Source organism: Maritimibacter sp. DP1N21-5, from assembly GCF_019218295.1.
In the GTDB taxonomy this organism is placed as follows: Bacteria; Pseudomonadota; Alphaproteobacteria; order Rhodobacterales; family Rhodobacteraceae; genus Maritimibacter.
The window spans coordinates 1-18,635 of sequence record NZ_JAHUZF010000006.1 but is presented as its reverse complement, the minus strand read 5'-3'; the positions used below and the strand labels follow the sequence as shown (position 1 = coordinate 18,635).

Here is an 18,635-nt window from a genome sequence, read left to right as displayed (position 1 = left end):
GAGGTCAGATTCCCAGCCTGTCGCGCAGGCTGTACCAGGTCATCGCAAGCATCAGGAGCGGCGTGCGCAGGCGCGGGCCACCCGGAAACGGGATGGACGGAATAGCCGCCATGGCGTCGAACCCATCCGATTGACCCTGAATGGCCTGCGCCATCAACATACCGGCATGGGTTGCCGTCCCGACGCCGTGCCCTGAATAGCCCGAAGCGCTCAGCACATTGGGCGCCAGCCGTGCGAGATAGGGCAGGCGTTTCATCGTGATCGCCAGCGTCCCGCCCCATGCGTAGTCGATGGGCACATCTGCGAGGTGGGGAAAAATCTCGGACATGGGCGCGCGCACCTTTGCCGCGATGTCGGACGGGAAGCGGTAGCCATAGCTTTCGCCGCCGCCAAACAGCAGCCGGTTGTCATGGCTGAGCCGGAAATAGTTGATCACGAACCGATCATCGGCCACGGCGATGTCGCGCGTAAGCACGCGTGCAGTTTCCTCCAGTGGCGCGGTGGCGGCGATGAAGTTGTTGATCGGCATCACGCGGGCGGCGACGCGCCTGTTCAAGGTGCCCAGATAGCCATTGCACGCGAGGATGACGTGGTCTGCGGTAACTTTACCTGCGTCGCTCTCGACCGTGACCTTTGCGCCTTCGGTCATGCGCGTTACCGTGCTGCGCTCGCAGATCGTAACACCCGCATCTTCCGCCGCGCGCGCCAGGCCCAGGGCAAAGCGCAGTGGATGAAGGTGTCCTGACATCGGGTCAATCACACCGCCGCGATAGGCAGGCGACGGACAGATGGCGTGAAACCCGTCCCGGTCCAGCACCTCCAGCGGGTGGTCGTAGTGTCGGTCCATGTGGTCTGCATAGGCATGCAGGTCAACAACGTCCGCGTCACTCTCGGCGGTCCATGCCACACCGGGACGATACATACAGTCGATCCCATGGGCATCGATCAGATGCCGGACCAGATCGGTTGCCTCAAGGCCCAGATCCCACAGCTTACGGGCATCCGCCTTTCCCAGCATCTGCTCCAGATACGGCTGTTCGACCCGCTGCCCGGTCCCGAGCTGCCCGCCATTGCGCCCCGAGGCACCAAAGCCAACGCGCTGCGCCTCGAGCACGACAACGCGCCGCCCGGCTTGTGCCAGATGCAGGGCGGCGGACAATCCGGTGTAACCTGCGCCCACGACGCAGACATCGGCCTGCATTGGCCCCTGCAATGGCGCGCGTACATCCGGAATGTCAGCAGTGGCCGCATACCAACTGTCCGGATACGCGCCGGGCTGATCATTGGCGGTCAGAAGGTCCATGCTTCCCTGTTTCCAAAAAATCCTCCCCGAAGGGCCGGGTTGCCGCCTAGACGTTCAGCAGCAAATGCTCGCGCTCCCATGGGGAAATAACCTGCAGGAACTCGTCATACTCGGCCCGTTTCACGATGGAATAGACGCGGGCGAACTCTTCTCCCAACACCTCGTGCAGATCGGTCGCCTGATCAAAGAGATCGAGAGCAGAGCCCAGAACACGAGGGATGTCGCCATCCCCCTCGTAGGCATCGCCCCGGAACTGAGCCGAGGGCCGCTTTTCCTGAACTAGGCCCAGATAGCCGCAGGCCAGTGACGCTGCGATACCCAAGTAAGGGTTGCAGTCCATCCCTGCGATGCGGTTCTCAACCCGTCGCGCCTGCGGTTCAGACAGGGGGATGCGGATGCCGGTGGTGCGGTTGTCGCGGCCCCAGGCCAGGTTAATCGGGGCGGCATGGTCCTTCACGTAGCGGCGGTAGCTGTTGACGAAAGGGGCCATAACGGCAAGGGCAGAGGGCAGGTGGGTCTGCAAGCCCGCTATGAAGTGAAAGAACGCGTCGGTGTCGCCTTCCTGCGGGCCGACAAACAGGTTCTGGCCGGTCTCCATGTCGATGATCGAGTGATGGATGTGCATGGCACTTCCGGGCTCGCTCGCGATGGGTTTGGCCATGAAGGTGGCAAAGCAATCGTGGCGTAGCGCCGCCTCGCGGATCAGACGCTTGAAATAGAACACCTCGTCCGCGAGCTTGACCGGATCGCCGTGGCGCAGGTTGATCTCAAGCTGGCCTGCGCCGCCTTCCTGCGTGATGCCGTCGATCTCGAACCCTTGCGCTTCGGCGAAATCGTAGATGTCGTCGATCACCGGGCCAAACTCGTCCACGGCCGTCATCGAATATGCCTGCCGCGCGGCGGCCGGGCGTCCGGACCGGCCCACCATCGGCTCGATCTCTTGCGCCGGATCGAGGTTGCGTGCGATCAGGAAGAACTCCATCTCGGGCGCCACAACAGGTTTCCAACCCCTGTCCTTGTACAGCTGAACAACCCGTTTCAGCACGTTGCGCGGGGAGAAGGGCACAGGGTTGCCCTTGCGGTCATAGGCGTCGTGGATCACCTGAAGCGTCCAGTCGCCGGTCCACGGGGCGGCGGTGGCGGTGGACATGTCCGGCTTCAGGATCATGTCCTTTTCGATAAAGCCGTCCTCGTCCGCGGCTTCTCCCCAATCGCCGGTGATGGTCTGGTAGAAGATGCTGTCCGGCAGGTGGAAATAGTCCTGGCGCGCGAACTTGCTGGCGGGCACCGCCTTGCCCCGTGCGATGCCGGGCAGGTCGGCGATGATGCATTCAACCTCGTCCAGCCGTTTGCCTTCGAGGTATAGCTGCGCCGCTTCGGGCAATCCGGCTGTCCAGTGTTCAGACATCGACGCAGGCCCCCTGTTTGAGGAAAGCCGCCATGTCTTCGGCGATCCTGTTGCGCTGTGTTGGCGTGTCGAGCTGCGCGCGGGCTGTTTCAATCAGCGGGTCAGGGACCACACCCGGGGCACGATATTTGGTCAGGGCGTCGATCATGTCGGCCCCGAATTCGGGATGCGGCTGAACGGTCCAGATGCGGTCACCATAGACAAGTGCAGCATATTCGCAAAAGTCGTTGGACCCAATGACCTCTGCAGCCGGGGGCAATTCGACAACCTGATCCTGATGCCATGCATTCACGGCCAATGTTTCGCCCTTGTATGCATATTCGCGCCGTCCCACAGACCAACCGCCATCAAACTTGACCACCTTGCCCCCCATGGCCTGCGCTATGATCTGATGGCCGAAACAGACCCCGATCATGGGGCGGCCTGAGGCGTGAATGGCGCGGATCAGGTCTTCGAGCGGTGGAATGAACGGATGATCTTCGTACGCGCCATGTTTCGACCCCGTCACAAGCCAGCCATCGCAGGCGTTCGGCCCGTCGGGAAACTCCATATCCACGACATTGAAGGTTTGGAACTCAAAGCCGTGCCCGTCCAGGAGGCGCGCGAACATGGCGTCGTAGTCGCCCAAGCTGCCCAACACTTCGTCGGGCGCGTGGCCGGTTTGCAGAATGCCGATTTTCATGGATCACCCGATGGTTGCGCGGCGAAGATAGTGTGCTGCTCAGACGCTGTCGAGGTAGATTTCGGTCTGTTCCTCGGGGCTGAGGTCGGCCATGTGCTTTGCCTCCTGCCGCTTGGTCATGAGCATGTTGCGGATCAGTTCGGCGTCGAAAATGCGCGCGATCTCGGGACTGTTTTCAAAAGCGGTTATCGCGCTGTCCCACGTGCCCGGCACCTGCGGCAGGTCCTGCGCGTAAGCGTTGCCGGTGATCGGCGCTTGTGGCTCGGTGGCATCCTCGATCCCGTTCAGTGCGGCGCCGAGGACCGCGGCAATGGACAGGTACGGGTTCACGTCGCCCCCGGCAAGGCGGTGTTCGATGCGCCGCGCTGCGGTGGGGCCGGAAGGCACGCGGATCGCCGCCGTTCGGTTCTCATAGGCCCAGGCGATACCCGTGGGCGCGTGGGCGCCGGGCACGAGGCGGGCATAGGAATTGGCATGCGGTGCAAAAACCAGCATGGAGCCGGGCATGGCGGCTAGACATCCCTGAATGGCGTGGCGCAGGGCATCGCTGCCCGCGTCCGTGCCGTCGTCAAAGATGTTGTTGCCATCCGCATCCAACACCGAAAAGTGCATGTGCAGACCGTTGCCGGCATAGTCGGGGTAGGGCTTGGCCATGAAGGATGCGGCGAACCCGTGCTTGCGCGCCAGTCCCTTGACCAGAATCTTGAACAGCCACGCGTCATCTGCCGCTTTCAGCGCGTCGGGCTGGTGCATCAGGTTGATTTCGAACTGGCCCAGACCGCTTTCGGAAATGGCGGTGTCGGCGGGGACGTCCATTGCCTCGCAAGCATCGTAGAGCTCGGTAAAGAAATCGTCGAAGGCATCGAGGGTGCGCATCGACAGAATCTCGCCCGCCACGCGCCGTTTGCCTGAGCGCGGCGACGGCGGCACGCGCAACCGGCTGCCTGCGTCGTCAATCAGGAAGAACTCAAGCTCCACTGCAACAACGGGGGTCAAGCCCGTGTCTGTGAAACGTTTTTGCACGTCGGCCAGGGCATGGCGCGGATCGCCCATGAAGGGGCGGCCATCTTCGTGATACATCCAGATCGGCAGCAGCCCGGTGGGTGTGTTCAGCCACGGCATCGGTACGAAACCACGCTCGGTCGGACGCAGGACGCCGTCGCGGTCGCCCGAGGCAAGGACCAACGGACTGTCCTCGATATCCTCGCCCCAGATGTCGAGGTTCAGGACGGACATGGGAAAGCGCGTGCCATCTCGCGCCACCTTGTCGGCAAAGCGCACCGGCATCCGTTTGCCCCGCGCCACCCCGTTCAGATCGGCAGCAGCCACGCGGATCGCGCGGATTTCAGGGTTGTCTGTAAGCCAATCGTGCATCACGCGTCTTTCATTGTTCCGACAAGTATGCCCGCCGGAGGCACAAAATCCTTCACCGGATCAGGTTCATGCGCAGCTTCATCTTCTGGCGCGTGTTGGCTGGCAAATGGCGGTTCAGGCGACGGTTCACCAGGCCAAAGATGCCAATGATGATCAACGTCAGCAGGATGAAATATCCTGCAAGGATGGGATAGGGTACAAACGGGTTGAACGTCTTGTCTGCAAAGTAATTCGCGTAGTAGAGCGCATCGCCCCGCTGTTGCCACGCCGGAAAGCCGGAGAAATACACCAGTGTCGTGGCGTGAAACAGAAAGATGGCTTCGTTCGTATAGGCCGGCCAGCCCAGCCGCAGCATCGTGGGCCAGACGACGCGCTTGAAGCGGGGCCAGCCGGATAAGCCGTAGGCATCGGCGGCCTCGACCTCGCCCTTGGGGATGGATTGCAACGCGCCGTAGAAAATCTCGGCTGAGTAAGCGGCGGTGTTCAGGAACAGGACAATCAGCGCGCCCAGCCATGCGGCCGAGAAGGGATGAAAGAAGGGGTGCACGCCCTTGAGCTGCAGGAACAGGAAGTAGGCAAAGAAGAACTGGATAAAGAGCGGCGAGCCTCGGAAGATGAAAATGAACCATTCCGATGGCTTGCGGATCAGCTTCGACTGCGCGTTCTTGCCCATGGCGACCGCCGTGGCCAGGACAAAGCCGAAAGCCAGTGCGAGCAGGCCAAAATAGATGTTCCAGATCATGCCAGAGCCGATCAGGGTGAACTGCTGGCACAGCGTGAAGTCATCGCGCGGCAGGAGCCGTTCGCCAATCCCGATGGAGCGCAGGCCGTAGTCCATGATGGTCTGGGCGCAGGACATCAAGCGGCGGCCTTTCGCTGTGCTTCACCGCCTGTCGTCGCTTGTCCATGCGTCAGGCGCACCATCAACCTGTCGAGGACGATCTCGGACGCGCGGGTGAACATCAGGTAGAAGATCAGCAGCGCGAGAAAGTACCACATGCGCCAGTCGCCATGTGGGTACTCCGTAAAGCGCGAGGTCTTGGTCCCGCCCAATTCGCGCGCCCAATACACGATGTCTTCGACACCCAAAAGAAACAGAAGGGGTGTCGCCTTGATCAGTACCATCCACAGGTTTGACAGGCCCGGCAGGGCAAAAACCCACATCTGGGGCACCATCACCCGCCAGAAGGTCTGGCGCGTGGTCATGCCATAGGCTTCTGCCGTCTCGAGCTGCGCCTTGGGCACGGCGCGCATGGCGCCGTAGAGCACATTGGCTGCGAAGGCGCCGAACACGATGGCGAAGGTTAAAACGGCAAGGCCAAAGCCGTAAGTTTCGTGCATCCATTGCGGGGCATTGCCCAGGGGCATCTTGGCCGCCGCACAGACCACAAAATCGTTGCCTTGGCGGATGGGGTCGGTCCAGTCGGGGCAAAGTGCGCGGTGGCGCAGATATTCAATGGCCTGGTCAAGCGCGATCACGAAAAACAGGAAAAACGCGATATCGGGCACGCCCCGTACAATCGCGATGTAGCCGCGCCCGAGCCAGGACACTGGCGCAATACGCGATCGAGCCGCCGAGGCTCCGGCAAAACCAAAGGCCAGGGCCGCGGGCGCAGTGATGGCCAACAGTAAAAAGACAGTCAGCACCGACCAATAGATCGACATGTGCTTGCCCGTTGTCAGGTAGCACGCCATCCACTGCCAGTCGGGCAGGGTGCTTGGATCGGTACAGAAGGAAAACATGAACGCCAGAAAAAGGAGGGCGGAGGTGTCCTCCGCCCTGCTAAATGGTCTTTAGAAACCGTCGCCGATTTCCCATTTGGCGATCAGTTCGTTCAGCGAGCCGTCTTCCTTCATCGAGGTGATGGCCGCGTCGAACTTCTCTTTCAGCTCGGTGTCGCTTTCACGCAGGCCCAGACCGATGCCGCCGCCGATCAGCTCTTCCTTGTCGAGCATCATCAGGTCGGCGTCTTCGTCGGCGATGGGTGTCAGGAATGCTTTGTCGGCCAGAACCGCGTCGGCTTCACCGTTTTTGACGGCAGCGATCGTTTCCTCGGGTGTCGCAAATTCGACCAGTGTCGCGCCGGTTTCGGCGATGAAAGCCGCCTGGATCGTATTGGCTTGCGCAGCCAGTACGCCGCCTTCCAGATCAACATCTGCCGACATGGCGACATAGGCCGACGGGTCGGGCAGGGTGTAGTTCTGAGTGAAGTCGATAACCTCGTCACGCTCGTCCGTGATGCTCATGCCCGCGATGATCGTGTCATAGTTGCCGGACACCAGGTTGGGGATGATGCTGTCCCATTCGTTGGTGACCCATTCGCAGGTCAGTTCGGCGCGCGCGCACAGTTCGTCGCCCAGCTCACGCTCGAACCCGTCCACTTCACCGGCGTCGTTGATGAAGTTGTAGGGAGGGTAGGCGCCCTCGGTGCCCATGCGCACGACCGAGTGACCGTCGGCCAGGGCGAACGTGGCGGTCACCGCGACCGCAACCGTCGAAAGAAGGATGGATTTCATGAGTGATACTCCCGTTGGTGTGTTGATTTACGCGGCGTGGGTTGCAGACAGAAACCCGCGCAGACGTTCCGATTTGGGCGCGCCGAACAGATCGTCGGGCGCCCCTTGTTCTTCGATCAGGCCCTGATGCAGGAATACGACATGGTCGCTCACGTCATGGGCCAGTTTCATATCATGCGTGACAATCAGCATGGTGCGCCCTTCGGCGGCCAAGTCCTTGATCACCTTGACAACTTCCTGTTCCAGTTCAGGGTCCAGGGCACTGGTTGGTTCGTCAAACAGCAGCGCTTCCGGCTCCATGCAAAGTGCCCGCGCAATCGCCGCACGTTGCTGCTGGCCACCGGACAATTGGGCCGGATAGACGTCGCATTTGTCGCCAATGCCCACCTTGTCCAGGTATTTGCGGGCGGCCTGCTCGACCTCTGCCGGGTCGCGGCGCAGGACGGTCACGGGCGCTTCCATCACGTTTTGCAGGATCGTCATGTGGGCCCACAGGTTGAACTGCTGGAACACCATGGACAGGTTCGTGCGGATACGCAGAACCTGCTTTGCGTCGGCGGGGCGGCGGGCGTGATCGCTGCCTTTCCAGGTGACCGGTTCGCCCTTGAACAGAACCTCGCCCTGCTGGCTGTCTTCCAGCAGGTTGCAGCAGCGTAGAAGTGTTGATTTGCCCGATCCGGATGACCCGATCAGCGACACCACGTCACCGCGTTTCGCCCGAATATCCACGCCTTTCAGCACCTCGAGCGTGCCATAGGCTTTGTGTAGGTTGCGGATTTCGATAACGGCGGTGTCGGACACGTGTGGGCAGCTACGTCTGTTTCGATCAGCCGGTATAAGGGAGGAAAAGATGTGCCTTGTCCACGGGCAAAAGGGACGTTTTGCCTGCGTTTTGCGCAAATTGACGTGGGGAGAGGCCGGATTGATCAGGGCGTGGGCGGAATGGGCAGGGCGAGGTACTCGGATGCCGGGATGTCGACCATCCCCTTGAGGCGCAGATCGCACCGGTCCTCGTGTGGCATTGCAGCGATGGCTGAGCGTACGGCATCCGCAATTGGTGCGGGATCGCGATCCAGTGCGGTGATATAGGGCAGTGCCGGTGTTGGTTCGGTCGTGTCGAAAGCTTCGAGATAAGCAACCGCATCCATATCGTGAGCGCCCCAGAGGAGCATTGTTACGGCGTCGATGGCTGCGTAATCTGCTGTTTTTAACAGCACACTATTAATGCTTCCCAAGTGGGACCCGGTTTGTTTGATCCGCTTCGGTCTTAGCCCACGCGCGGCCAAATGCGCCACCGGAGCGGCCCAACCGGATTGTGATAGCGGTTCGTTGTAGGCCATAACCCCTTGTTTCGAAAGCTCTCTCAAGGGCCGAGGGTCGTCGCGCCGTCGGATCAGGTAGCTGAAGTAATACCCCGATGGACAATCCGGCAGGTCATAATCCGGCGTGCCGACGAGTGTGACCTTGTCATGCAACCGTGCCCGATACGGCAGGCCACAGGTCTGGGCCAGAAGCAGGTCGGGGGATTGCCATTCCGCCCATGGATCACCACCCCGAGTGAGGTGGTCGGGGCCATATCCAAGGGCAGTGCGGATGCCAGCCCATAGCCGGTCATGGGCGCGTTGGAGGTGCGGCATGTCGTACATGCCGAGCGATGCGATCATCCGCTGACGCGCTGGCGTGCCTTGGCGCTGTCCTGGTCGGTGATGCCCAGCAGGTTGGTGACGAGCCGCAAAAGCGCATCCTCTTCCTGTGCCCGTTGCCCGTCGGCCAGAACCACCTTCCAGAGCGCTTCGATCACGGCCAGACGCTCTTCGTACGGGACGGCGTCCTTGATCGCGCGGGTGAAGCGCACGGTGTCGGGGGCTTCGGCTTCCATGGCTTCAGCTTCGGTGCGTAACGCTATGGCATCGCTTGCAGAAAGCCTGTAGCGATCCTGCGCGATCTGGTCGATCAGCACCCGTTCGTCGCCGGAATAGTCATTGTCGGACCGGGCCACGCGCACCAGCAAAGCCGTGAGGGCCAGTCGAGCGTCAGCATCGGGAAGTTGGGCGGGTTCGGGCTGGATCAGCCGTTTGAGCAGGTCTTGGAACATGGGAGCGATATATGCCGCTATACGTTAGTCGCCAAGCGCTTGCGTTCGGATGGCGGCGCTGTCTTCGGGTGTAATGGCAAGGGCGGCTTCGATCTGGTGCAGCACATCCTCTTCGATCCGGGCATGGTCACCATCGGCCAGAAGCACCTGCCACATCGCCACGGCGAGGCCGCGTCGATCCTCGTAAGCTACTGTTTCCCTGAGGATATCCGTGTACTCTGGTGTGCCGGGCGCATGTCGTTCCAATGCCTCGCACGTGGCACGCAGCTTGGCGGCTTCAAGCGGCTTTAGGTTGAAGGTCGCAGCGAGGATCTTGTCGATGGCGGCGACTTCGGGGGCCTGATACTCCCGATCGGCCATCGCCACACGCACCAGCAGCGCGCCCAGGGCCAGTTGCGGTGTTGGCTCCGGCAAGGGCGCGGTTTCTTTGGGTCTTTTGGGGAATAGGCGTTCGAACATTTTGGTCACTTCAGCTGGTCGAAATGAGTTTTCAGAATTGCGGCTTCTTCGGCAAGACCGAAGGGCGGTCGGATCACGAATAGGCCGGATCCCACCATGCCATGCCCCGGTCTTGCGGGGGGAAAGCGGACCTCGTGCCTGAGGGCATCATGGTGGTCTTTCTCAAGTGATTTCAGCATGTTGTTGTGCGCGCCTGATGTCAGAATCGGGTACCACAGCACAATGATGCCCACATTCCAGGCGCGTGCGTATTTTCGGATATGCCCGGGGATCGTTTGGTAGTCGTCCTTGATCTCGTAGCTGGGGTCGATCAGCATCAGACCCCGCCGCGGCGTGGGCGGTAGGATCGAGTGCGCCATTGCAAAGCCGTCGGCGCGGTGAACCTTGGCCGTGGGCAGCGCCAATTCGAGGGCGTTGTGTTCGGCCGGGTGCAGTTCTGCGATGGTCAGGCTGTCAGTGTCGCGCAGGATTTGGGTGGCGAACAGAGGTGAACCGGGGTATGCATTTTGTCCATGTAAGCCAGAGGTTTGCGTCAGGCACTTGATGTAAGGATGGTCAGGCGCAAACCAGTCCCGCGCCCGCGCGATCCCCTGCGCAGCTTCGCCCGTTTTCAGCGCTTCGTCTGCCCCCAGATCATAGAGCGCACGCCCGCCATGCGTCTCGATGTAGCTGACCGGTTTGTCCTTGCGCGTGAGGTAGGCGAGCATCCAGGCGAGCAGGCTGTGCTTGTGGACGTCGGCGAGGTTTCCGGCGTGATAGATGTGCTGGTAGCTGAGCATGGGCGCTTATGGCCCGGCGACCACCGTACGCGCAACGGTTAACGGGCTGTTTTCCTGATTGGTGGAGAATCGGGGGTTAACGCCCGTAAAACAAGGGATATGGGCGATGCACCGGGCGTGCACCCTCTGTACACCCCCCGTACACCGGTCCGGCACAAAATCCGTGTTTAACGGTGCGTGCGCTGCGACGCGTTGCCAAAGGGTAAACGCGGGATCATGCCGCCGATAAACGCGATGCGCAGGGCCGCCAGACCAACACAGATGCTCAGGGCGTATTTGGTGAACGGCTCCATCGTGCCCTGGATCAGCAAGGCGTGCGCAACCGTCCCGCCCGCTACCGTGACCACCAGCGCTGCGTGCAGGCGGCGCCATGATGTTGGGCGCAGGGGCAGGCGTTTGCGCAGGGCGGCGATCAGAGCTGCGGCGAAGACGGCCCACATGGCGATCACGCCCCAGATGGCAAAGGGTGTAGGAGAGCGAAAGAGCAGCACGTCGATCACATCGGGCGGGCTGGTGATCCAGAGCCCGGCGACGTGGCCCACAACGGCAAGGACAAGTAGCGCGCCCGTAATGCGGTGGATGCGGCGGCTGCGCGTAGGGGACAGACCGGGCAGGTCACCTGCCGCGAGCAAGGGTTGCAGGAGCAAAAGCGCCATGCCGAGGATACCGGCAAAGCCGGAGGCGATGTAGATCCCCTCGCGCCATTGCAGAAGCGGGCTGAACGCTGCTGCCGTGATCGGGGCCAGAAGTGCAACGCCGAGCGCCGCCCAGATCAGAGTGGCGCGCAACAAGGATCAGGCCGGGACCAGCACGAATTGCACATCAAGCGTTGTGTCGGAGGCGCTGGCCATGATCGGGCGCAGGAACACCGTCTCGAACCCGTTGTCGTCGTAGTCTGCATCATAGGCGAGGTGGCCGTGTGGCTGGCCGAAGGCGGGCACGATTTGGGGCATGTCCATCTGGAAGCGGCCCTGCGCGTCCGTGAGCGTGGCGCCATGGCTGCGTTCGTCGCGCTCGTGCCCTTCGGTCGTGTGGGCCCACATCTGGATGCGTGCGTTGGGAATGGGTGCCCCGTCACCTGCGCGCAGAACGGTGCCTGTCATCAGGAAGCCGCCACCCCCGATGCGGTCCATGATGGGCGCGCCGGGGCGGTAATTGTTGGCGCCGCCCCGCATTGTGGGCGTGGGGGCGATCCCCTGGGCGCGGGCAGGGAGCGTAAGACCGGTGGTGAGCAGGGCGGCGGAGCCGGTGGCAAGAACGGTGCGGCGGGGCAGTGAGGTGGTCATGTTCATGTCTCCTCAGTTGGCGGTTGCCTTTGAGGTAAGAGGGTAACACGACGGATAAAGCGGCGTCACGCGGTCGTGATGCCTGCGCGCGATTTGGAAAGGTCCGCTGTGCGGACGAAGCGGACCTTCGCTGCGGTTGCAAACGGGCAAGCCATAGCCCTTTAAAGCGGACCTTGGACACGAAGTTATGATCTGGCCTCACGGCGAAGTTTCGATTTGTAAGACCTGTGGCGGATTGCTGAAACGTGGCCGGTCAAACAGCGAGCTCATTTGAAGTGCTGCTGCGCGACGATCCCCAAGTTCAGTCAAGTGATCGAGAATCTCCAAGAACTGAACGTGGACATCAGACTGCAATGGGGCGTCTCGTTCGGCAAAGGATTGAAATAGACCGGCGAGTTGCGCAGTTCTTCCCCCGGACCAAAACCCTCTAGACTGCCAAACTGCGGGCGCGATGCCTCCCAACCTCGAAGCGAGGAATTCGCTGCTGCGGTGATCGAATGACCTTTCAACATGGAGCAAGAATGCTTGCATGACCTGCGGTAGATGGCCAAATCTTTCGAGCATCCAATCAATCAATGGGTCCAGTAGCTTTGCATCGGACCAATCATTGTTAGCGAAGCGGGCCGCACCCATTGCTGGCCGATCCCAATTTGCCCCCATTGCGATACGAACCAATTTGTGAAGCTGCTCGGGAAGTCCATAGTCCTCCCGCCACTCCGGACGCTTCCAATCCGGGTCATCTGCGACTGCCTCAAAGATGTCGAGAAAAACATCAACAATGCCCGCTGGAACTGTCGGTGAATCCAGAAGTCGCATGCAGGAGTACGCATTTGCGAAAGTCGAGAGAGCTTCGCTCTTCGGCTCATGGGGCAACTGAGACAGGATAGGTATGATTGCACTACGAATACTTTGAATTGGCAATTTCTCGCACAGCGCTGCCAAGTCCCAAATGCAACTGGAAAACTCCAAACTTAGCCTTGAACCTGAACGGTGCTCGGCTTCGTCAGCTGCGCCAATTGCCGCAGTGAGCTTTTCAACGAAGCTATGCAGAAGAGCTATTAGGTCGTCACGAAAAGCATGATCTTCGTTGAACCTGTCTTTCGGGATGATCGACAACACCGACGCGAAATCCTTGACCCGCCATTGATCTAAGTGTTCCGGCTCGATTTCGGCATACGTCTCAGACAGCCCTTTTCCTTCGCCAGAAGCTAGAGCTCGTATAGTTGCCTCAAACAGCCGTTGTTTTTCGGACGCCAGACTGTTTTCTCTCTCATCGCGTCGTCGGTACCAATCAGGTGAACCACGATCCAGTTCGAGAGTCGTCAGCTTGAAAGCGAGTGCTGTGCACTTGTCAGCGAAGCCCTTGTGTTCTCGCCAACATGATGCGGCATTTGCCAACGCAGCCAACTGCACGCCCTTGTAGGGATGAAAGCACAACCGAACCAGTTCTTCCTGTGCTGAACCTGCTAATGGTCCGCCATTCTTGACTATCGCCGTCAATCCCTTCGATGCAAACGTTTCGGGTCTGTCGTCGGAAGGAGCATCAGCGTGAAAAAACTCATCGTTTGCCGGAACAGTACTGGCGGCGCGAAATGCAACGCTTTCGGCCCATTCCACTTGATCACGTGGAAGATCGGGCTTCAAACTCAGAATCGCTGCTGACACGGCTGCTACTCCGCCAGCGCGGCGGCTGCCGGGGTCTCCGGCATCAAAACCAGATTTGAACAGGTCCTCGTTTTCGACCTGGCGTGCGAGCGCTACAATTTCCTCTCGCGTCTGATCATCAATTTTGCCGCCCTCAAACCAAGACTCACATTGGTTCAGCAGTTGGAAGCCTTCGTTCCAATGGGCTAGCCGCTCACCTGCTTCTTCAGCTTGTTGCACTCGTTCGTCTGACGGCTGAAATGCAACGCCGACTTTCCCATCATCGGTTTCCACCTGAGCATAGTTCGACAGGTCTGCCATCGCGGCCCACTCCTCGGCTCGATGCAGAAAATATGCGACTAGCTTATCGTCATCTTCTTGGCCTTCGTGGGTGAAGGGTAGCTCATTTGGAAAGCTAGTAAGCTTTTCCGCCACCTTTTCGCGTTGGTCGTTAGCTGTGAGTATGAATGCTGTCGCGAGCCATCTGATGTTCTTCTTCCGGGAAGGCCGCGAGTTGAGGCGTTTCAGTGCTTCAAGGTGAGTTGTATCGTTAGACAAGCCGAAGCTCGCTCCGATTTCGTTTGAATGAAGGCCTTGGACGTCATGTTGCCAGCGGTACTCGTCCATGGCCCAGATGTGCTGGCAGCCTACCAGAGCGGCTGCCGCCGGTGACAGCGCATCCTTGTCCAACAAGACTCCCAAAGCGATGCCCAGCGTGGCCACGCTTTCGTGTCCGGTAACAAGCTCCTCTACGATCTCATCAACGTCACGTCCGGCTTCGAGCTCGGAGAACGCCCAATCTTCCAGCGCCATGAGTGCCGACCCGAGGATGTCGCAAGAAAACAGACCCCGATACCAACCATAAATCCTTCGTCCGCCCCAAAACGTTTGGGATCCCCAAGGGAACTCCACACTAAATGAAACCGGAATTTCTCGGTTACGATAGTCGTATTGGGGAAGCTCTCTCCACGCGACAACGGTCCGGCTGAGCAGCTTGCGAACTAAACGAAGACCTTCTTGAGGCGCGTGCTCGAAAAGGGCTGCGAATGGTTGCTGAATAGGCGAGGCTGGATGGCAGTGGCGCGAATAGTCGCAAATTCCCGGAGAATCCCAATCATTCATATGGGGCGACCAACCGATCATCTGCCCCCGCGACCTCTTGGCTGACTCTGATGGTAATGGGTCGATAAACGCTTGGAAGGAAAAGTCGGCTAGGGCTTCAGGGACAACACTGGCAAGGCGCACGCTCCATGCAAAGACGCTGGTTTGGATCTTGTCGTCAATTCGTTCGCTTGTCCACGCTTGAAGCCTACGAGTTAGCAGGTCCGTGTTAGTGAGCGAGGATCTTAGGAAAGCCTGTCGAAGTTTGCGACCGAAACCATCCTTACGAAACCCTAATGGAGTGATCTTTTTGCTCCGTTCCCTATAGTCGTAGGCATCCCATTCAGTCAATATCTGATCGACTCGTTCAGCAAAACGATCTTTGATCTTGTCGGGATAATCTTGAAACAGGTTCAGCCATACTTCGAACGTGTCAACAATGTCCTCGGCCGTTGCCTCGTTCCAATCAAGCGAAAGCAACCAGATCAGCAATCGCCTCCAATTCCGAACAGGGCGGGGCCAAGACAAGAAGTCAGCTAGTCTGAATTTTTCAAACTTAGTTTTCTCGCCGAGTTCAAGAGCGCCATGAACGACTAGAAGGTTTTCGATAGTTTTGTGAGCGCGGAAAGAAGAAAGGAGCCTGATAAGCCGGTGGTCTTCCCTCAAGAATTCTGAAATCGTGTCTTTACGGTCAAAGAACGCTGGCGAGGAAAATGGTGCAAGGAGCCAAACCCTGCTCCAATGACGCCACGCTTCCTGCTGCTCCAGTGCCAATTGAGTTTCTGACCAGTTGTGTCCGGTCTCGAATTCAAACTGTGACAGTAGCTCCACTACCCGGATCATTCCTGGCCTGTCTCCAGCGGCGGTGAGGGTGCTCGGCCAATCTGGACCATTTTGGCGGCACAAACCGAACATCGCCCATTCAAGAAATATGTCGTGGGTAAAGGAATATCGTCCGCTACCCGCAACCTCCGCTATCGCTCGTTCTTGTACTAGTTCCGTCAGAGCTTGAGCGGAAATGCCTTCTACTGCGGCGCTTCTATTGGTTGCTTGAGCACATCTCGCGGCTAGCTCACCCATCGCTTGGCGGCGTTCAATTGAAGAAGCTTTATCTTGTAGAGCCTGCGCTCCTTCCAACCAAACCTGCGCCAGCGAAATCTCGGAAAATTTGTCCGGTGCTCCATCAGTGCCCACTGAACGCTGTGCCAAAACCTGAGCAAAGAAAGGGCGCCTTGCAAATTCCTTTTCTTGACCCTCGGCGAACAGGACTTCGTGCATCGCTGGAAACCGCTCGGCAAGGATGCCAGCCTCACTATCATCAAATCCATCGATCTCGACGATGTGTGCTTGGCCCTCCTCAACAAGTTGAGGAGGTAGCCATATTCTCAAGTCCTCGAGGTGTGACGACCGGGTAGATGCCACAACGCGCCAGTCCGCAAGCCTTGGATCATCGAGAAGAATAGTTACGATATCCAAGATTGTTTGACGGGTCTCATTTCCTAGGCGATCTATCCCGTCGATGAAGAGAGTTGGTTTTCCAAGTGTGGCTAGCTCAAAAAGGAGGTCAGCAAGTCGTTCCGCTTCTAGGCGCAAGTGCTTGGCCAGTGAGGGCCAGCCGGGGCCGACGAGACGCTTGTCGGTCAGAACTAGAGCGAAACCGTGCCTGGCGTGCTCTTCGGCCAGCGCGCGTAACACCGCGGACTTTCCCGAACCGGCCTCGCCCGCTAATTGGATAAATCGCTTTCCGTCATCAATTTCGTTAATCTTTTCGAGAATACTGTTCCGCGGGACAATCAGCCCAGAGATATCCATTCGGATACCTTGAAGAGCGTGTCTTGTTTCTTCTGCTACCTTAACCAGATCGCTGCGCATGCTTGGAAGAGAAGAAAGATCAAACACTCCCGAAAGCTGCTCAACCAATGTTGCCCTTGAAAAGCTACCTGCTGCGCCGGACGCTTGTCGTGATATCTGGGAAAGTCGTACCCAAAGCTCTTCGGCACGATGACGCTCTCCAGTTGGTAGCGCATTCCTCAGACGTTCAATCGCCTCGAACGAACCTGACGCTCCTTCTGAAAGCGTGTCAAAGACGAGGATGACAAAACGCCTTAGAAACTGCCACGAATTTTCCTCATCTTGCGCGTCTGCTGGGAGCAAAGCTTGGACATCGCTCACGAACCTTCTTTGTGCGTCGCTTGCGAAATTCTCGGTTTCGAGCCGCCTAAAAAAATCGTCTGCCGACTTGGATGTACGAGCCCATTCAAGCGTAGAGCGGGCTGCCCGGAGTGTGGACTGGGCGATATTAGCAGCAGCTAGTCCGACACGGTCCCGACCTATTCTGAAGCCGTCTTTCTTGAATTCTCGCCAGCTAGCCGAAATAACGTCTCGAAAGTCGGTATTCGTTTCAGCAGAACTCAGCGTTGGGCTTTGCTTCACTTGTAGAGCCAGTTTGGAAGGTTGGCCGTATCGATCCGACCCCTCCACAATAATGTCGTCCAGTGGCTCGCCAAGCGCCGCGCGCTGGAGAAGGACGCCGTCAGTAATCGCTTCAGAGATCCCTCGCGCTCCGCCTTCAACAAGTAGGCTGGTCAGATATGAAGCCACTACCGAATCTTCAAAGGTGTAGCCAACGCCACCTGTTGCCTCGGGACTTGCGGTCATTAATTTTCCACATTTTTTTTGCTCGAATGGCCCTATCATACTCGGACTCGAGTGGAGCAAAAACATGAATTTGTCAGATTGCCCGGTATTGCGAACGCAATGTCCAGAAAGGCGGGCCGCAACGTAGTGCTTCAATCATCTAGTGGAGGTCGGTTATGGGCTACGATTGCTACAAAAGATGAGGAAAACTAGAATAGACTTATCCAGACAGCTCGGGAAACTCAGCCTTTGGTAGATTGCCTTCACGTAAACGATAGTGGACATAGCGATGAACTAGAAGCCATGCCATTTGACTTAGTTTCCGATTGGTTGCCGCACTAACTGGTGTCCGATTTCCGTGTCTTGGATCAGTTGATGCCTCCGTCAGCGCTCTCAAATAACCTTCGCTGACCCTGAGTTCGCTCCGCGCTTTAGCCCACATGGCACCTTGCTTTTCATTTGGAGCTATGAGTCGCGCGATGCTTTCCGCAACTCTACCATAGCTGATCGGAGCGTAGTGGGTCTTGCTGAGCATCGATAGAAGATCTGCTACCGCTTCGCCAAATGCATGATCTGCAATCATAAGATCAGCGATGGTCTCGATGTCGTCATCGGTGAAAGTACCAAGTGATCTCAGATAAGCATCACCAAGTGCAAGTGCTTTAACGGAGCCGTCTGGCCTCACGACAAAATCGACAACAATCTGATAAGGGATAGCACTGATAAATCCTGCCGCATTCGCCAAGCGTTGAGCTGCGTCCCAGGCCGCTTGGAAAAGCGCTAGTGCTTTGTCGTCGGTATACTGCTCGACCTCAACTTTAACTTGGAACCCGCCCTCAAGAATCGAGACTTCGATGACAGATTCGGGTTCTGTTTCCACACTTGGCTTCCGCTCGAATTTTGGAGTGTAGTTCACTGTGAGCGGTACGTGGTCAGGGACTACGCGGCCTTTGAAATAGAAGACTTCCATCTAGTTTGATTCCTTGAAAAATTTCACGGCAATACCGATGCTACAGCATCTTTCGTGCGCATTGGCTCGGGTTTGAGACAAAAAAATAAAAGCCCACTCTGAAGAGCGGGCTTTGGCGGGGAGCACCGGGCTCGAACCGGATGCCCTTTCGGGCACATGACGCTTATCAGGCGCCTGCGAGGACCTCCTCGCTTCACTCGATAGTGATATGTTGCGTGCTCAATCATATTTCAAGCAAGCTGGCAGGATTTCTTTATGTCCGCTTCTCTAATTGGGCATTTGGGTCAAGCTCGTTTTCCTTCTTTGTTTGGGACCGTTGTCACTCATCCGGGTCACGCTTCTCTTCGCAGTCTGGGTGATGCCTCGTGGGACATCGCTGC

At 58.5% G+C, this 18,635-nt stretch carries 16 protein-coding genes; all 16 read right to left on the bottom strand.

The genetic code is table 11. From position 1 onward, the window contains the following. Window positions 1-4: 4 nt before the first annotated feature. The 16 genes from KJP29_RS07665 to KJP29_RS07590 all read right to left on the bottom strand — a co-directional run bounded on the left by KJP29_RS07665 (window position 5) and on the right by KJP29_RS07590 (window position 18,255). Window positions 5-1,303, bottom strand: coding sequence for an FAD-binding oxidoreductase (locus tag KJP29_RS07665; protein WP_218463009.1), 1,299 nt, complete (start codon window positions 1,301-1,303; stop codon window positions 5-7). Window positions 1,304-1,349: 46 nt separating this feature from the next. Beyond that, on the bottom strand, window positions 1,350-2,711 hold the full coding sequence (locus KJP29_RS07660) for a glutamine synthetase family protein (RefSeq protein WP_218463008.1): 1,362 nt from the start codon (window positions 2,709-2,711) through the stop codon (window positions 1,350-1,352). Next, on the bottom strand, window positions 2,704-3,393 hold the full coding sequence (locus KJP29_RS07655; protein ID WP_218463007.1) for a type 1 glutamine amidotransferase: 690 nt from the start codon (window positions 3,391-3,393) through the stop codon (window positions 2,704-2,706). The genes KJP29_RS07660 and KJP29_RS07655 overlap by 8 nt, the downstream gene beginning before the upstream one ends. A 39-nt stretch (window positions 3,394-3,432) precedes the next feature. Then, complete coding sequence (locus KJP29_RS07650; RefSeq protein WP_218463006.1) at window positions 3,433-4,767, bottom strand: glutamine synthetase family protein; 1,335 nt, start codon at window positions 4,765-4,767, stop codon at window positions 3,433-3,435. 52 nt (window positions 4,768-4,819) lie between these two features. Then, window positions 4,820-5,626 (bottom strand): ABC transporter permease, encoded by an 807-nt coding sequence (locus tag KJP29_RS07645; RefSeq protein ID WP_218463005.1) that lies wholly within the window; start codon window positions 5,624-5,626, stop codon window positions 4,820-4,822. After that, on the bottom strand, window positions 5,626-6,510 hold the full coding sequence (locus KJP29_RS07640) for an ABC transporter permease (RefSeq protein ID WP_218463004.1): 885 nt from the start codon (window positions 6,508-6,510) through the stop codon (window positions 5,626-5,628). The genes KJP29_RS07645 and KJP29_RS07640 overlap by 1 nt, the downstream gene beginning before the upstream one ends. A gap of 51 nt (window positions 6,511-6,561) precedes the next feature. Then, on the bottom strand, window positions 6,562-7,284 hold the full coding sequence (locus tag KJP29_RS07635) for a transporter substrate-binding domain-containing protein (protein WP_218463003.1): 723 nt from the start codon (window positions 7,282-7,284) through the stop codon (window positions 6,562-6,564). 27 nt (window positions 7,285-7,311) lie between these two features. Beyond that, window positions 7,312-8,085 carry an ABC transporter ATP-binding protein gene (locus tag KJP29_RS07630; protein ID WP_218463002.1) on the bottom strand — a complete coding sequence of 258 codons (774 nt, stop codon included), beginning with the start codon at window positions 8,083-8,085 and terminating at the stop codon, window positions 7,312-7,314. Between the two features lie 125 nt (window positions 8,086-8,210). Beyond that, window positions 8,211-8,948, bottom strand: a complete 738-nt coding sequence (locus KJP29_RS07625) for a phosphate/phosphite/phosphonate ABC transporter substrate-binding protein (protein ID WP_218463001.1) — start codon at window positions 8,946-8,948, stop codon at window positions 8,211-8,213. After that, window positions 8,945-9,379 carry a TerB family tellurite resistance protein gene (locus KJP29_RS07620; protein ID WP_218463000.1) on the bottom strand — a complete coding sequence of 145 codons (435 nt, stop codon included), beginning with the start codon at window positions 9,377-9,379 and terminating at the stop codon, window positions 8,945-8,947. The genes KJP29_RS07625 and KJP29_RS07620 overlap by 4 nt, the downstream gene beginning before the upstream one ends. 24 nt (window positions 9,380-9,403) lie before the next feature. Beyond that, entirely contained in the window at window positions 9,404-9,838 is a 435-nt protein-coding gene (locus KJP29_RS07615) for a TerB family tellurite resistance protein (protein WP_218462999.1), read from the bottom strand. Window positions 9,839-9,843: 5 nt separating this feature from the next. Next, window positions 9,844-10,617, bottom strand: coding sequence for a 23S rRNA (adenine(2030)-N(6))-methyltransferase RlmJ (gene rlmJ, locus KJP29_RS07610; RefSeq protein ID WP_218462998.1), 774 nt, complete (start codon window positions 10,615-10,617; stop codon window positions 9,844-9,846). A gap of 167 nt (window positions 10,618-10,784) precedes the next feature. Beyond that, complete coding sequence (locus KJP29_RS07605) at window positions 10,785-11,405, bottom strand: ferric reductase-like transmembrane domain-containing protein (RefSeq protein WP_255553505.1); 621 nt, start codon at window positions 11,403-11,405, stop codon at window positions 10,785-10,787. A 6-nt stretch (window positions 11,406-11,411) separates the two neighbouring features. Beyond that, a complete protein-coding gene (locus KJP29_RS07600) occupies window positions 11,412-11,903 on the bottom strand; it encodes a twin-arginine translocation pathway signal (protein WP_218462996.1) in 492 nt (163 codons plus the stop codon). A 198-nt stretch (window positions 11,904-12,101) separates the two neighbouring features. Beyond that, window positions 12,102-17,306, bottom strand: coding sequence for an ATP-binding protein (locus tag KJP29_RS07595; protein WP_218462995.1), 5,205 nt, complete (start codon window positions 17,304-17,306; stop codon window positions 12,102-12,104). A 199-nt stretch (window positions 17,307-17,505) separates the two neighbouring features. Then, window positions 17,506-18,255: a hypothetical protein gene (locus tag KJP29_RS07590; protein ID WP_218462994.1), complete on the bottom strand. Its 750-nt coding sequence runs from the start codon at window positions 18,253-18,255 to the stop codon at window positions 17,506-17,508. Window positions 18,256-18,635: the final 380 nt, after the last annotated feature.